Origin of the sequence: Gemmobacter nanjingensis (assembly GCF_014652195.1) — a bacterium.
GTDB classification, from domain to species: domain Bacteria; phylum Pseudomonadota; class Alphaproteobacteria; order Rhodobacterales; family Rhodobacteraceae; genus Gemmobacter; species Gemmobacter caeni.
Genome location: NZ_BMYI01000023.1, coordinates 25,692 through 40,362, shown reverse-complemented (window position 1 = coordinate 40,362; position 14,671 = coordinate 25,692). Strand labels below are relative to the sequence as shown.

The 14,671-nt window shown below is 61.0% G+C and carries 16 protein-coding genes; 13 read left to right on the top strand and 3 right to left on the bottom strand.

Going from position 1 to position 14,671, the window contains the following annotated elements; genetic code table 11:
• Positions 1–106: 106 nt before the first annotated feature.
• Complete coding sequence (locus IE126_RS22505) at positions 107–949, top strand: hypothetical protein (protein WP_189382371.1); 843 nt, start codon at positions 107–109, stop codon at positions 947–949.
• Between the two features lie 399 nt (positions 950–1,348).
• On the opposite strand, the gene IE126_RS22500 is transcribed toward IE126_RS22505, so the two are convergent.
• Positions 1,349–1,786 carry a MerR family transcriptional regulator gene (locus IE126_RS22500; protein ID WP_089258439.1) on the bottom strand — a complete coding sequence of 146 codons (438 nt, stop codon included), beginning with the start codon at positions 1,784–1,786 and terminating at the stop codon, positions 1,349–1,351.
• Between the two features lie 89 nt (positions 1,787–1,875).
• On the opposite strand from IE126_RS22500, the gene IE126_RS22495 reads away from it, so the two are divergent.
• The 5 genes from IE126_RS22495 to IE126_RS22475 are packed head-to-tail and all read left to right on the top strand — an operon-like array spanning position 1,876 to position 6,375.
• On the top strand, positions 1,876–4,185 hold the full coding sequence (locus IE126_RS22495) for a heavy metal translocating P-type ATPase (RefSeq protein ID WP_089258545.1): 2,310 nt from the start codon (positions 1,876–1,878) through the stop codon (positions 4,183–4,185).
• 4 nt (positions 4,186–4,189) lie between these two features.
• A complete protein-coding gene (locus IE126_RS22490) occupies positions 4,190–4,813 on the top strand; it encodes a methyltransferase family protein (protein WP_089258441.1) in 624 nt (207 codons plus the stop codon).
• Positions 4,810–5,295 (top strand): signal peptidase II, encoded by a 486-nt coding sequence (lspA, locus tag IE126_RS22485; protein WP_089258443.1) that lies wholly within the window; start codon positions 4,810–4,812, stop codon positions 5,293–5,295. Before IE126_RS22490 ends, lspA begins: the two co-directional genes overlap by 4 nt.
• Positions 5,282–5,719 carry a disulfide bond formation protein B gene (locus tag IE126_RS22480; RefSeq protein WP_089258445.1) on the top strand — a complete coding sequence of 146 codons (438 nt, stop codon included), beginning with the start codon at positions 5,282–5,284 and terminating at the stop codon, positions 5,717–5,719. Before lspA ends, IE126_RS22480 begins: the two co-directional genes overlap by 14 nt.
• The gene (locus tag IE126_RS22475; RefSeq protein ID WP_089258447.1) at positions 5,716–6,375 is read left to right on the top strand and encodes a DsbA family protein; all 660 of its coding nucleotides are present in this window, start codon (positions 5,716–5,718) and stop codon (positions 6,373–6,375) included. Before IE126_RS22480 ends, IE126_RS22475 begins: the two co-directional genes overlap by 4 nt.
• A 6-nt stretch (positions 6,376–6,381) precedes the next feature.
• Here IE126_RS22475 and mntR read toward each other — a convergent pair whose 3' ends face one another.
• Positions 6,382–6,834, bottom strand: coding sequence for a manganese-binding transcriptional regulator MntR (mntR, locus tag IE126_RS22470; RefSeq protein ID WP_089258449.1), 453 nt, complete (start codon positions 6,832–6,834; stop codon positions 6,382–6,384).
• 118 nt (positions 6,835–6,952) lie between these two features.
• On the opposite strand from mntR, the gene IE126_RS22465 reads away from it, so the two are divergent.
• A complete protein-coding gene (locus tag IE126_RS22465) occupies positions 6,953–8,278 on the top strand; it encodes an Nramp family divalent metal transporter (RefSeq protein WP_089258451.1) in 1,326 nt (441 codons plus the stop codon).
• Positions 8,279–8,361: 83 nt separating this feature from the next.
• Here IE126_RS22465 and IE126_RS22460 read toward each other — a convergent pair whose 3' ends face one another.
• On the bottom strand, positions 8,362–8,955 hold the full coding sequence (locus IE126_RS22460) for a L,D-transpeptidase (RefSeq protein WP_089258453.1): 594 nt from the start codon (positions 8,953–8,955) through the stop codon (positions 8,362–8,364).
• Positions 8,956–9,373: 418 nt separating this feature from the next.
• On the opposite strand from IE126_RS22460, the gene lnt reads away from it, so the two are divergent.
• The 6 genes from lnt (at position 9,374) to IE126_RS22430 (ending at position 14,434) form a co-directional block, all read left to right on the top strand.
• Positions 9,374–10,861 (top strand): apolipoprotein N-acyltransferase, encoded by a 1,488-nt coding sequence (gene lnt / locus IE126_RS22455; RefSeq protein ID WP_229825823.1) that lies wholly within the window; start codon positions 9,374–9,376, stop codon positions 10,859–10,861.
• Positions 10,862–11,135: 274 nt separating this feature from the next.
• The gene (locus tag IE126_RS22450; protein ID WP_089258457.1) at positions 11,136–11,729 is read left to right on the top strand and encodes an SCO family protein; all 594 of its coding nucleotides are present in this window, start codon (positions 11,136–11,138) and stop codon (positions 11,727–11,729) included.
• 3 nt (positions 11,730–11,732) lie between these two features.
• On the top strand, positions 11,733–12,206 hold the full coding sequence (locus tag IE126_RS22445) for a copper chaperone PCu(A)C (RefSeq protein WP_089258459.1): 474 nt from the start codon (positions 11,733–11,735) through the stop codon (positions 12,204–12,206).
• 38 nt (positions 12,207–12,244) lie between these two features.
• Positions 12,245–12,787 carry an SCO family protein gene (locus IE126_RS22440; protein ID WP_189382369.1) on the top strand — a complete coding sequence of 181 codons (543 nt, stop codon included), beginning with the start codon at positions 12,245–12,247 and terminating at the stop codon, positions 12,785–12,787.
• A gap of 16 nt (positions 12,788–12,803) precedes the next feature.
• Positions 12,804–13,967, top strand: a complete 1,164-nt coding sequence (locus tag IE126_RS22435; protein WP_157791948.1) for a M23 family metallopeptidase — start codon at positions 12,804–12,806, stop codon at positions 13,965–13,967.
• Complete coding sequence (locus IE126_RS22430; protein WP_089258465.1) at positions 13,964–14,434, top strand: DUF411 domain-containing protein; 471 nt, start codon at positions 13,964–13,966, stop codon at positions 14,432–14,434. Before IE126_RS22435 ends, IE126_RS22430 begins: the two co-directional genes overlap by 4 nt.
• Positions 14,435–14,671: the final 237 nt, after the last annotated feature.

Below are 14,671 nucleotides of genomic sequence, written 5' to 3'. Positions count from 1 at the left end.
GAATCTAGCGCGAGCTTTGGGTCCGTTCAACCGGCAAATGCCTTTGCCGAAACGAAATTTTGCACGCCTCACGGTCTGGTGTCGCCCCAAGACGGAACGACACATCATGGAACTCACGACCGGTGCCATCCTGCGCCGTATCACCGAAACGCCGCTCTCCACGGCGGCGCACAAGCTCGCGACGATCATCCTCGACGGGATCGCCTGGAAGGATGGCTACAACGGCCTGGAGCGCGGAACAGCCGCGTTCACGCTGGCGCATCTCGCCGAGAAGATGGGAGTGTCGCGTCAGCACCTCACGGCACTGTTGGTCGAGCTTGCGGCTTCAGGATTGGCGCTGGTCCGGTGGAAGCCAAACGGTAAGTTCGCGCCGTGGCTCTTCAGGTTTGGGGGGCACGAGGCTGCCGATGCGCCGCCAGATGTCGTGTCAGCCTCAGGCGACACATCACTATCTAGAGACTCTAAGAACAAAACTATCTTTGCAGGCAGGATCGACATTGATGCAGGGAGCAACGTTTATCGCACACCTTGGGCGGATCTGATCAAGGCTGCGAAAGCGTCGCTCGCCTGCTGGAACGTCGATGCGCAGGTCATTTGGGAGCGCTTCGTTGCCTTCAACAGAGCGCGCGGGAATGCAGCTGTGCCCGCGGGGTTTCTTCTGGGCTTCATGCGGCGGTGGCGCGCCTTGCCAGAAACGAAAGTGAAAGGCGCTGTGCACGTAGAGCCGAAGCGCGCGGCAACCCTGAAGGAACAGGAACTGCAGCGGCTGATTTCGGCTGCTCCGAGCAAGAATTGGCAGTTTCACGCATCTGATCTCTGCAGGCTTATTGGCAAAGCGGCCTACGATGCCCGGGTTATTAGAGTCGCTGAACAATTCGGATGCGCAAGGTTCGCGGCCATCCTTGCGGTCCATGGCTACGCGGTCATCGCGTCTGAGATATCGCGATGAGAAGAGAAACTCCGAATTCTAATTCATCGTGGCCACGGTAAGCAGTCGTTGACCAGCTTTTTGGTTTGAGCGATTGCTTGTTACGTGACGTCTCGCGCCGGTCAGGAGGGAAAAAAGAACGACTGGTGCGTTAGTCAGACATGATTCGACCACTACTGCTCTGCACGCCAGGAACCGAAAGGAAATGATGTAGATCTCATCATTCACCGCACCCGACCTTCTTGCAAGATTCGAAAGTACCAAGGTTAACAGACTGGAGAAGATGGCAGGACTTGCCAAACCGGGAACCAGTCAAAGTTTTGTTGCGACTTGGCGCGTATATGTCCAATAGATGAAGCACACCGCGATCTCGCGCCGACGCCGCTCCGGCATCAACCGCACGCGCGCTTTTGGCGGCCGTCAATTCGGCTCAGGCTCGGGGTGGCGGTGATCAGCAGAGCATAGGGAATGGTCGCCCAGCACTTCGATCACCCGGCAATCGGCGATTTTCCCGCCTGCGCATTGCACGACCATGCGTTCCAGTTCACTTTTCAACGCCGTCAGCCTCGCAAGACGGCTTTCGACCTCAGCCAGTTGCGCCTTGGCGATGGCATCGGCGCCGGCACAGGATTGGTCGGGCTTGTCCGACAGGCTGAGGAGGTCGCGGATTGCCTCGAGGCTGAAGCCCAGGTCTCGGGCGTGGCGGATGAAGGCCAGCCGTTCCAGCGCTTTGCGGCTGTAAAGCCGCTGGTTACCTGAGCTACGCTCCGCTTCGGGCAAAAGGCCGATCTGCTCGTAGTAGCGAATCGTCGGAACCTTCACCCCGGCGGCTTCGCCCAATTTTCCGATGGTCAGCATCAGATTCCTCTTGAAGCTATAGTTGCTAGAGACATTAAGTTACTGATTCGATGAAATCAACTGCCCGCCCTGCGGCAGGAGGAATGACGATGCCAGAAGCTGCACGCGAAACGTCCTGCGACTGGACAGTGACAGGCATGGACTGCGGGTCCTGCGCAACTAAAATCAAAGATGCTGTCGCGCGTCTGCCGGGAGTAAGCGGCGTTGAGGTCGGGATCATGTCGGAGCGCCTGCGACTGACGCTCGATGAAACACAGACCGGGAAAGACAGGATCGAGAAGACTGTCCGCGCACTTGGCTACGAGATTGCGCCACGCACGGCATCGGCGAAGAAAGAGTTCGTTTTGCCCGGACAAGCTGCAGTCGAAAAGACTGACGCGGATGCGGATGTCAATCACGCCAAACACGATCATGCCAGTCACAATCATGCCGGTCACGATCACGGCCTAAAGGCAGCCGGCACCAAGCAGGACGAGTCCAGCCACGGTAGCGCCGGCCATATCCATGACGACCCTGCTGACCGGAGCAAGCGGTGGTTTCAAACGGCCAAGGGTAGGCTGGTGATCTTCACTGCCTTTTTGCTGGGTGCCGCCTGGATCATCGAATATCTTGCGCCCGAGATCGGCAAATGGGCCTTCGTCGCGGCCTGTCTGATCGGCGTGGCCCCGGTGGCGCAGCGTGCCTTTGCGGCATTGCGGATGGGGCAACCATTTACCATCGAAAGCCTGATGACCATCGCTGCCATCGGCGCGCTGTTCATCAATGCGGCCGAAGAGGCGGCGTTGGTCGTTTTCCTCTTCGCCGTGGGCGAAGTTTTGGAAGGCGTCGCGGCAGGCAAAGCGCGCGACGGGATCCGGGCGCTGGCAAATCTTGTCCCGAAGACCGCGCAACTCGTCACCGGCGACACCACGCGCGAGGTGCCTGCCGCAAGCCTGAACGTGGGCCAGACCGTGCTGGTCCGCCCCGGCGACCGGATTCCGGCGGATGGCGAGATCGTGGACGGCACGTCGGGCGTCGATGAAAGCCCGGTCACTGGCGAAAGCGTGCCCAAGACGCGCGGGCCGGGGGATGCGGTCTTCGCAGGCGCAATCAACACCGAGGCAGCGCTGCGGGTAAAAGTCACTAAGGGCGCGGAAGACAACACCATCGCCCGCATCATCCGTCTGGTCGAAGAGGCCGAGGAGGCCCGCGCGCCGACCGAGCGCTTCATCGACCGCTTCAGCCGCTGGTATATGCCCGCCATCGTTGCCGTGGCGGCGCTGGTGGCGCTGGTGCCGCCGCTGGCGTTCGACCAGCCTTGGGACACCTGGGTTTACCGCGGTCTTGCCCTACTGCTGATCGGTTGCCCTTGCGCGCTGGTCATTTCGGTCCCCGCTTCCATTGCCTCGGCTATGTCCACGGGCGCGCGGCGCGGCCTCTTGATGAAAGGCGGTGCCGTGATCGAGGCGGCGGCGAAGGTTGATGTCGTGACCTTCGACAAGACCGGGACGTTGACACATGGTCGTCCACAGGTGACGGACGTCGTGCCGTTCGGGGCCACCACCAAAGCCGAGCTTCTGGCCGTTGCGGCCGGGGTCGAGACGGGGTCGAGCCACCCGCTGGCCATCGCCATCCTGAACAAGGCAAAGGACGCAGGCGTGGCCGCGCTGTCGTCGCAGGATGCAAAGGCGTTGATGGGGAAAGGCGTGGTCGCGACGGTGGGTGGTGCGCCTGCATGGGTCACCTCTCCGCGTTACGCGATGGAACATGGTGGGCTTGAAGCCCTTGGTTTGCGACAGGCCACAATCTTCGAAGAGGATGGCAAGACCGCTGTTGCGGTGTTCCGGGAGAAGACCCCACTTGGGTTGATCGCCATGCGAGACGAGCCACGGGCGGACGCCAAGGATGCTGTGCGCCAGCTGACGGCCATGGGGGTGACCTCTGTGATCCTGACCGGGGATAACCCCCGCACAGCCTCCGCGATTGCCGGAAGCCTCGGCCTGCGGTTCGAGGCCGACATGCTACCCGAAGACAAGCTCGCCTATATCCGCGAGATTGGCTCCAAGGGTGGCGTCATGATGATTGGCGACGGTATCAACGATGCGCCGGCGCTGAAGCAGGCGTCGGTCGGCGTGGCGATGGGCTCGGGCACCGATGTGGCGCTGGAAACCGCCGATGCGGCAATCCTGCGCGACCGGGTGACAGACATCCCCGCCACGATCCGCCTGTCGCGTGTAGCGATGGCCAACATCCGCCAGAACGTGACCATCGCATTGGGGCTGAAAGCCGTGTTTCTGGTGACCTCGGTTTTCGGTCTGACCGGCCTGTGGATTGCGATCCTGGCCGATACCGGGGCGACAGTGCTTGTGACCCTGAACGCCCTGCGCCTGCTTCGGTTCAACCCTGAGCGTGAGAGCTGACATCATGATCTCAGGTTTTGGCTGGGCCGCGTTGGCCCTTCTGTTCGGCTATCTGGCTCTGTTCTTCTGGGGTAGTGCGCTGGCGGCGCAAGCGGCGGGTCGGCCTGTCTGGCTGTTTTCGCGCGCCACGGGACGCGACCGTCTGGCTGCGATGGGCTTCCGTCTCGCCTTCGTACTTGCCTTTTTCGGGCCACTCCTCTGGCTCGCCATGCCTGCCCTGCACAAGGTCGATCCCCTCTGGACCGAGGGGGGTGCCGTGGTCCTCGGCCTGATCGGAGTATTTGTCGCCGGACTTGGCGCGATGGTCGCCTTTGCAGCACAGATGTCGATGGGATCGTCGTGGCGCGTCGGCGTGGCAGGCGGCGAGACCGGCGATCTGGTCTCGAACGGGCTCTACCGCTTTAGCCGCAACCCAACCTTTGTCGGTCAGTTTGCCCTGCTGGCAGGTGTTGCGATGGCGGTTCCGGCAGTCCCGACAGTCCTCGCGCCAATCCTGTTTCTCTGGTCGGCCAGCACGCAAGTCCGGTCGGAAGAGGCCGCCCTGCATGACGCAATCGGGTCTGACTATGACCGTTACGCCGCATCGGTCCCGCGCTGGATCGGCATAAACCGAAAGGCTGCACGATGACCCGAGCGGTGCTGATCTGCCTGATCGCTGCCACAGTGGTGGCAGACCAATTGACCAAGGCAGCGGCCCTGTCTGCGCTGTCGCAGGGGATTGCGGTCCCGGTTTTTCCGGGCTTCAACCTCACCCTTGGCTTCAACGAGGGTGCGAGTTTTGGTATGATGGGTGGCGTCATGGCGGGCAAGCCGCTCCTGATGGCGGCGCTGACGGGCGCGCTGACGCTTGCCTTCGCCGTCATGGCTTTTCGGGCGCAGCACCCGCTGGAACGAATAGGTTATGGCCTGGTTGTGGGTGGGGCGCTTGGCAACATCATCGACCGCCTGCGACAGGGTGCCGTGACCGATTTTCTTGATTTCTATTGGCGCGACTGGCATTGGCCCACGTTCAACGTCGCCGATATTGCGATCACTCTGGGCGCGGTCTTGATCCTTGCCGCCTCTCTTCCCCTTCGACGCCGCAAGGAGCCTGTTCTTGACCAAAGCTGACCCGCAGAGTCTGTCGCGCGACGATCTCTCACTGATCGCCGCCTTCCTGATTGCATTGGCGGCGACGCTTGGCGCGCTCTTTATCGGCGAAGTGTTGGGACAGATGCCCTGTACGCTCTGCTGGTATCAGCGCATCGCCATGTTCCCGCTCGTGCCAATCCTTGGTCTGTCGCTCTGGCGTGCAGACGGCATAGCGCGCACATACGCCTTGCCGTTGGCCTTGGCCGGGCTGGCGCTAGCGGCCTGGCATTCGGGCCTATACGCCGGCCTCTTGCCCGCGCCTATCGTGCCTTGCACTGAGAATGGCCCATCCTGCACCGGCGAGGCGCAGATGATCCTCGGCCTGCCCATCCCCTATCTTTCAGCGGTCGCCTTCGCGGCGATCCTTGTTTGTCTCCTCTTGCCGAAAGGGCACCGCCCATGAATCGCCGCAACCTCCTGATCGGAGCATCCGCAGTCGGGCTTGCCGCCTTTGCAGCTGGCACCATCATCCTGAACCGTCGCCGTGAAGCCGAGGCCGAGGCACTGGCAGCCGCCACGCCCACCGCAGATCAGGCGCTTTTGGTCCGAGAGTATTCCCCCAGCTTCGGTCCCGCCGATGCGCCCGTCACATTGGTCGAGTTCTTCGATCCCTCTTGCGAGGCCTGCCGCGCTTACCACCCGGTGGTGCAGGAAATCCGACGGCAGTTTCCGACGCAGGTCCGCGTTGTGCTGCGCTACACCGTCTTCCACGAAGGCTCGGACGAGGCCGTGCGCATCCTCGAGGCCGCGCGGATGCAGGACAAGTTCGAGCCGGTGCTGGACGCACTTCTCGAGCAGCAGCCCGGTTGGGCCGTTCACGGCTCGCCAGAGATGGATGTCGCTTGGGAAATCGCTGGTGCGGCAGGTCTCGATCTCGAGAAGGCAGAAACCGACCAGTTCTTCCCGGGGATCACCGGAATTCTGAACCAGGACGCGGCCGATGTCGAAGCCCTGGGCATCCGCCAGACACCGACGTTTTTCTTGAACGGAAAGCGGCTGGAAAACTTCAGCGCCGACAGCCTGATCGCCGATGTGCGGTTCGCGGTCCAGAATAGCTGACGGCGTTCAGGACCGGCTAGCGAAGGCCGAAAACAGGGCCAGCGTCCGCTCGCTGACGTGATGCTCGATGCCCTCGGCATCGCGCTCCGCCGTTACGGGGTCGAGACCTAGACTGATGAGAAAGCGCAGCACGATCTCGTGCCGCCGCCGGCATTCCTTTGCCAGCGAACGCCCGTCATCTGTCAGAAAGACCGACCGATACTTCGCGCGCGTGATCAGCCCCTCCCGCGCCAGGCGGTCGAGCGTCTTGCTCACCGTCGGCACTTTCACGCCAAGCCGCGCGGCGATGTCCACGGGCCGCGCCTCACCTTGGTCGTGGATCAACTCCGCAATCAGTTCGACGTAATCCTCGGCCAGCTCATTGCGCCGGGCTTCGCGCACGCCCTGAAACGCTCCGGCGCGCAGGTCCGCAGGCCGGTCATCCGATGTGGCGTGGGGTGCAGGATCAAACTCTGTCATCGCGTCAGTGTCGCATGGGATGGATTGACAAGTAAAGGCATAGGGCAGATTGTTAGCCCTGTCTAACTTTGTGCGCCAAGACTTTGGCGCGACCATATGACTGCAGAAAGCAAAATCCATGTCCGCGAACGCTTGGCGTCGAGAGAGCGAGACACCCTCCCTTTCGGAAGTCTTCCGCACTATCGCGGTCGGCAATGGCGGCACCAGCAGGTTCAGGCGCTTCCTTGCTTTCATCGGCCCCGGATACCTAGTGGCCGTGGGCTACATGGACCCCGGCAACTGGGCGACCTCGCTCGCGGGTGGTGCGGCCTTTGGCTACACGCTGTTGTTCGTCGCGCTGCTGTCGAACATCATGGCGATCCTCCTGCAATCTCTCTGCGCGCGCCTGGCGGTCGCGTCGGGCCGCGATTTGGCACAAGCCTGCCGCGACGCCTTTCCGAAGTGGATGTCCATTCCCCTCTGGATCTTTGCCGAACTGGCCATCATCGCCACCGACCTGGCTGAGGTGATCGGCACCGCCATCGGCCTAAATCTGCTCTTCGGCATTCCGCTGGAGATTGGCATCTTCATCACCGCTGCTGACGTGTTCCTGATCCTGTGGCTCCAGAACAAGGGCTTCCGCTGGATCGAGGCTCTGATCATCTCGCTTATGGCGCTAATCGCCGCCTGTTTCGTCGTGCTCATCGCGCAGGCTGATCCGGTGTGGGGTGAGGTCATCGCCGGGTTTGCCCCCAGCCGCGAGATCTTGGGCAACCCGACCATGCTCTATTTGGCGCTCGGGATCATCGGTGCGACCGTGATGCCCCACAATCTTTACTTACATTCCGGCATCGTGCAGACCCGCGCCTTCGGCCTTGACTTGCCCGCCAAGCGCGAGGCGCTGCGACTGGCGACCTGGGACAGCACCATCGCGCTGATGTTCGCTCTGACAATCAATGCCTCTATCCTGATCCTCGCGGCCGCCACCTTCTACACTGCGGGCGAAAACGACGTGGCCGAGATCGACAAGGCGCATTTGCTCCTAGAGCCCTTGCTGGGATCATCGCTGGCGCCGATCCTGTTCGGCGTGGCGCTGTTGTGTGCGGGCCTCAATTCCACAGTGACCGCTACCATGGCAGGCCAGATCGTGATGGAAGGGTTCATCAATTTGCGCATCGCCCCCTGGGCGCGGCGGCTCATCACCCGCTGCCTTGCGATCGTGCCCGCGATCTTCGTGATCCTGCTTTATGGCACCGAAGGCGTGGGGCAGCTTCTGATCCTCAGTCAGGTCGTGCTGTCATTCCAGCTGCCTTTTGCCATCGTGCCTTTGGTCATGTTCACCGCCAGCCGCGCCAAGATGGGCGAACTGGTGGCTCCATGGTGGTTGACTGCCGTGTGCTGGTTGATCGCGACGGTGATCATCGTGCTAAACGTGAATCTGCTGTCGACTGTTGTGCTGGGCTAACGCCTGCTTGTTCCTTCTGGATTCCAAGGGTGAAACCCGTCACGGAAACCCGCTTGGGTCAAAGAGTGTGGCGGTACAAGAAATCAGATCAGCAGCACCTGAGTGCCAACTTGTGCGATGTCGTAGAGTTCTATGACATGCTCATTGTATAGACCGATGCATCCATTCGATGATCTGCGTCCGATCTTTCGGGTGTCGTGAGTACCGTGGATCAAGTAGGCTGGCCATGACAGATACAATCCCCGAACACCCAGTGGGTTGTCAGGTGCACCGCCCTCCACCATCTTCGGCCAATCTGGGTTTCGCTCGAGCATGGAAGCCGTCGGGCGCCACGGCGGGTTCACGGCCTTGCGGACAACCTCGGTTCGCCCGAGCCGGGTCAGTTCCTCGGACAGAGGGACGGACGATGGATAGAGAAGGTAGATCGATTGATCTTCTGACCAAAAGTGCAGTGCACGTGACTTGGTGTCCGCAAGGATCGCGCCACCGCGGGTGTTCTCAAAGTAATCCTGCCACTGAGGCATCCGGAAGCTGGACACGTTGTTCCGCACGCTGCTGGAGACGGGAGCTTGAAACTCCGTGCTGCCTTCCTGCGCCCAGGCTGGCAGGGATGCAAAACTGGCCACCCCGATTGCGCCCCTCAGCAAAGCCCGCCGCTTCATCAAATCGCTGGTCATGGAACACTCCTCCAAGCGCTTTTCGAGTGTGAGTATCGTTCGCTCGTGGACGAGGCAAATCAAACAGCCGTTAGCACGCGGCACTCGGGGCGATGAGCGCGACCATCCTTTCTCCCCGCAACCGCACACTAGTTTATCTGGCGGCTTGCAAGCGACGAAGATGTCCCACCAACTCTTGGTCGTTTTGTTCTAAGCGGAAGATCCTTCCACAGTTTCAAGCCCACGTCGAAAATCGACCGCTGCGCCACCAATCTGACAATGCCGTGATCTTCGAACATATGCGTTGCACCTCAAGCTACTAGAGCAGCTATCTATCCCTCCCATTTTAGGGGTTGTGGCAAGAATGTACGTTTCAAGCGCACACCAGTTCTCGAGCCGGAAGCCTGTCCAAAGCTGGGCCAGTTTGGGGGCCGCCATCGTGGCAGGTGTCCTTTTCGTCTTGGCTCTGCAGCCATACTCGATCTTGCCACTTGCGCTGATCGCCTTTGCTCTGCTGGCAGTGTTGGTGCGTCGCGCATCCGGTTTCATCGCGTTCAGGCTGGGATACTTCTTCGGCCTCGGTCAATTCGTGCCCGGGCTTTTCTGGATCACCGAAAGTTTTCAGGTTGAGGCGGACCGGTTCGGTTGGCTGGCTCTGCCGGCGGTTCTTGGTCTTTCGGCGCTTCTGTCGGTCTTTCCTGCCCTGGCCTGCGCTCTGGCGGCACGGATGGAACGCGCCGGGTTGCCGTTGGCACTCTCGATGGCGACAAGCTGGACCGCCACGGAGTGGCTGCGAGGCCATGTTCTCACCGGGTTTCCCTGGAACCTGGCTGCCTACACACTCTCTGACTGGCCGGTCGCTGCGCAGGCTTCCTCTGTCTTCGGAAGCTACGGCCTGGGATTTCTTCTGGTGCTCTGCGCCGCGCTGGCCGGACTGGCTTTTGTCTCGGCCGCCGACGGGAAACGCATCAGCCGCCTCGCCACTGCGGGCGCGATCGCCTTGTCGGTGACCGCATTTGGTGCAATGCGCTTGCTGTTCGCCGATGTGCCGTCAGAGCGCGGCGCGCAAATCCGTGTCGTCCAGCCGAACATCGCACAGAGTGCCAAATGGGATGATGCCACCCGAAACTCAAACATCCTGAAACTCATCGCGCTTTCGGCCCAGCCCGGCGACTTCGACATTCTGCTCTGGCCGGAAACCGCTTGGCCAGGGTTCCTGGCAGAGGATGCCGGTGCCCGGGCAATGTTGGGCTGGCTCTTGCCCGAGACCGGCGTCTTGCTGACAGGCAGCCCGGAACGGGAGGAAACCGGGGCCGGGACAGTCTACCGGAATGCCGTGCTTGCTATCTCTCGTGACGGCACCATCCTGACCCGCTATGCCAAACATCATCTCGTCCCGTTCGGTGAATACGTTCCGTGGCGGAGCCTTTTGCCCCTTCAGCGTCTGGTTCAATCGCTCGGAGACTTCACGCCGGGGCCAGGGCCCCGGACACTGGCGTTCGGCCCACACCCCTATGCAGGGATCGCAATCTGCTATGAGATCATTTTTCCCGGACACGTGGTCGATGATGCGATCAGACCGGACTGGATCTTCAACGCGACAAACGACGCTTGGTTCGGTGCCTCGATCGGGCCATGGCAGCATTTGGCATCGGCCCGGATGCGGGCCATTGAAGAGGGCCTGCCTCTCGTCCGGGCCGCCAACACGGGAATTTCGGCAGTGGTTGATTCCTACGGGGCAACATTGGCCATGCTCGAAATCGACACGTCAGGCGTGATCGACATCCGCTTGCCCCGCCCATTGCCCGCAACCATCTACGCCCGCTTCGGAGACTGGGCGCTTCTCTTTCTCATGCTCACTTCGTGGGCGATCAGTGGCTATTGGGCCCGGCAGCAACAGGCAAACCTGAAAGGTGCATCGAAATGATCGGGCCGCTCTTCGCAATCATCGGGTTCCTTTGGGGTTACCTCGTTGCACGGCGGCGGGGCGGAAAGACCGTCGACCGCCTGCAGTACGGCGCAGGCTTCGCCATCGCCTTCGGGCTGCTCGGCACTCTCCTTGGAATCGCTCTCGCAAGGTATCTTGGGGCAGCCTGATCGGCGAAACATCGCCGATCCTGAAATCCTCACTTTTTCGTCGGTTGAACCTCTAGTTGCTCGAGGTTCTAGACGACAGGCTGATCTCGCCTTCCGGACTGTTCATGCGTCTTCGTTCTCTTCAGATTATCCTTTGGATCGCCGCCACTGCGGCGGTCATCACGTTTTTGGCGGTGCGGTGGTGGCCTGCAACGGACGACACCGCAACAGCTGATTCAGCCTTTATGCCTACCTTCGCGCTTGCAGACAGCGAAGGCCGTATGCGCACGACTGCCGAATTTCGCGGAAAGTTCCTGTTGGTGTTCTTCGGCTTTACAAGCTGCCCGGATGTCTGTCCGACGACGCTCTCCGAAGTCGCTCAGGTCATGGATGATCTTGGATCTGCCGCGGGATCGGTGCAGCCGATTTTCATTTCAATCGATCCAGAACGGGACAGGCGTTTAGGGCTGGATGACTACACAAAGGCCTTTCATCCAGCGATCCTTGCTTTGGCAGGAAGCGAAGAGGATACAAAGTCTGCGGCCGCAAGCTTCAAGATCTTCTACGAGCAGGAGGCCGACACTTCGTCGCCGGACGGATACACGATGGCGCACAGCCCTAGCCTTTATCTCATCGGCCCAGACGGGGAGTGGCTGCGTCAATTCACCTACGGTACATCTGCTGCCGAAATCGTTTCCGACCTTCTAACAAGGCTCTGACCCATGAAACACTTCCTTCTCGCCACAACACTGATCTTCTCCGCACCTGCAGCAATGGCCTGTGAGACCGTGACAATCGGCGATCTTACCGTTGAACACGCTTGGTCCAAGGCGACAATCGGCGCGGGACGGCCCGGAGTGTTCTATGTCGAGATCAAGAACTCCGGGACGACCGACGATGCGCTCGTTGGCATCACGACGCCAGCAGCCGGAATGCCGATGTTGCACGAGACTGTCGTACAGGATGGCATCGCATCGATGCCGCATGCGATGTCAGTCCCGGTCCCTGCCGGTCAGAGTGTCCAGCTCGCGCCGGGTGGCTACCACGGCATGCTGATGGAGCTGACGACGGCCCTCAAGGAGGGCGACAGCTTTCCGGTTACCCTTTCCTTCGAAAAGTCTGGCGAGGTTACCGTGAATGTCGACGTCCTCTCGTTGCGCGCGGAGGGTCCGGATTGCGCCGACGCAGGGCAATAATCCTGGGTGCGGGAGGGGCAGTCGGAGCCGTCGCCTTCATGCTGGGCGTCGGGGCCTATCGCACGCGCAATCGGCCAGCCCGCAGCGAGGTCCTGCCCGTGCCGATCGGTCAGATGACCTGGACATTGACCGACCACCAGGGTCGCTTGGTCCGACCTTCTGACTGGGCCGGTCGCCCTGTCATGGTATTTTTCGGCTTCACCTGGTGCCCGGACGTCTGCCCGACCACATTGAGCGACATATCGCTCTGGCTCGAGGAGCTGGGTGCCGACGCGGATCGTTTGATCGTGGCGTTGATTTCGGTCGATCCGGAGCGCGACACGCCCGATGCCCTAGCCGGTTACGTCAGCAACTTCGATCCACGCATCATTGGGCTGACGGGCCCTGCTGACGAGGTCGCTCAGGCGGCCGCGGATTTTCGCGCAACCTATCGCCGCGTCGATAAGGAGGGCGGCGACTACACGATGGACCACACCGCCGGTGTATTTCTTTTCCACCCCGATGGGCGCTTTGCCAGCATCATAGACTTCCATGAAGACCGGCGTTTCGCCGTCCCCAAACTCCGCCGAACCCTCAGTTGAAAGGTCATTCTGCCAGATGATCCGCTCCGCATTTCTGATCCTTGCTATCGCGGCTTTCGCCCCGCTCCAGGCAGTGGCCGATCCTCCGACGGCGCATTTGCCCGTGGCATTCGAAGCCACAATCGCCCCCGGTGACACCCTGGACAGCGTCCTTGGTCACGCAGGAATCCCCGGGACGGTCCGGGCAGAAGCAGCCCTTGCGCTCTCAGGTGTCTACGACCTGACGGACCTGCGACCTGGCCACCGGATCGAATGGACTACGGCGTCCTGGGATCCGGCATCGCTGACACGCCTATCGCTCTTCGTGGAAGATGGTGTGGAGATCGCTCTCTCGTTCGACGGGCCGATCGCGGCACAGCGTCTTGACCCGCCGGTTCGTGAGACAGACCGGCGAGAGACCTTGACCCTCAACGGAACTCTCTATGACGCCCTGATGGCACGAAATGCACCCGAACGATTTGCTGTTGATTTGACCGCACTGCTTGCGGGTCAGGTCGATTTCAGGCGCGATCTCAAAGGCGGAGAAACCTTCGCGCTGGTCTGGCAGGAAGATCAGCTTCCCGATGGCAGCATCGCGGGAGAGCCTCGCCTGAGTTACGCCAGACTTGAACTTGCGGATCGCGTGCTCGAACTCGTTGCGACCGAAGCCGCGGGTCCAGTCATAGTCTTCGAAGACGGTGAAGCCGTGCAGCGTTCAGCGGCGCCCATACTTGGCGCACGACTGTCATCCGTTTTCGGCCGCCGAAACCATCCGGTGTTGGGCGGCGTGCGCATGCATACCGGGATCGATTATGCGGCACCTGTGGGGACCGACGTCTCGGCAACTGGTGCCGGGCGGGTGATCTTTGCGGGAACGATCCGCGGCTACGGCACCACGATCGACATCGATCACGGCGGCGGGGTTGTGACGCGATATGCGCATCTCTCTGAAATTGCCGAAGACGTTCGCGTGGGCACACGGGTCAAGGCTGGAGACGAGATTGGTGCCGTCGGCGCGACCGGGCTCGTGAGCGGCCCCAACCTTCACTACGAAGTTCGTGTCGACGGCCGACCGGTTGACCCGAAAGATCAGGATGCCCTGCCGGAACAAGAGATTGCTTCGGCAGAAGATCTCGATACCCTCGCCACCTGGCGCAGCGAAACCGGCTTCATGACGGCGATCGATGGAGAACGTGGATGACGGACTATCGCATCGGCCGCCGCGAGGTCATTCTGGCAGCGACCGCCTTGGCCATAGCCCCTGCTGCAAGGGCACAGGAAGAACCGCCGATCCATGTCGTAAAGGGGCGTGGCTGCGAATGTTGCGATGCATGGGTGGACTATCTGCGCGAACAGGGGTTCACGGTTACGGATGAGGTGTCGATGGGAACCTTGTTAATCCGCTTCAAGATGGATCAGGGCATACCAGCAAAGGCGTTTTCCTGTCACACGGGCACTGTTGACGGCTATGCGCTAGACGGCCATGTCCCGGCTGCGGATATCCGCAGGCTTCTTGACGAGCGTCCTGACGCAGTTGGCCTCGCCGTGCCCGGCATGCCTTACGGCTCGCCGGGCATGGGATCAGAAGACGGTCGGGACGCCTATGACGTTCTGCTGGTTCGCCGGGATGGAAGCCTGGAAGTTTTTTCAAGCTATCCGGCCGCCTGACATGAACTGTAATTATATCGGATCAGCCAGACTGCCTGTGCGTCTTTTGGTGCTCACGCAGAAAATGGTGTCCGGTCATGTTATTTTGACTAACCGAGGTTTCAGCACAACGTCGGATTATCGACGTCAATTTTTGCCGTAGGCGCTGTACAGCAGCCGAATACGGCGGGACAGTTCTGACGACCTGAATAATGAGGTGTCGGCAGACTATCCCGCTTAGTACCCGTCAAGAATCAG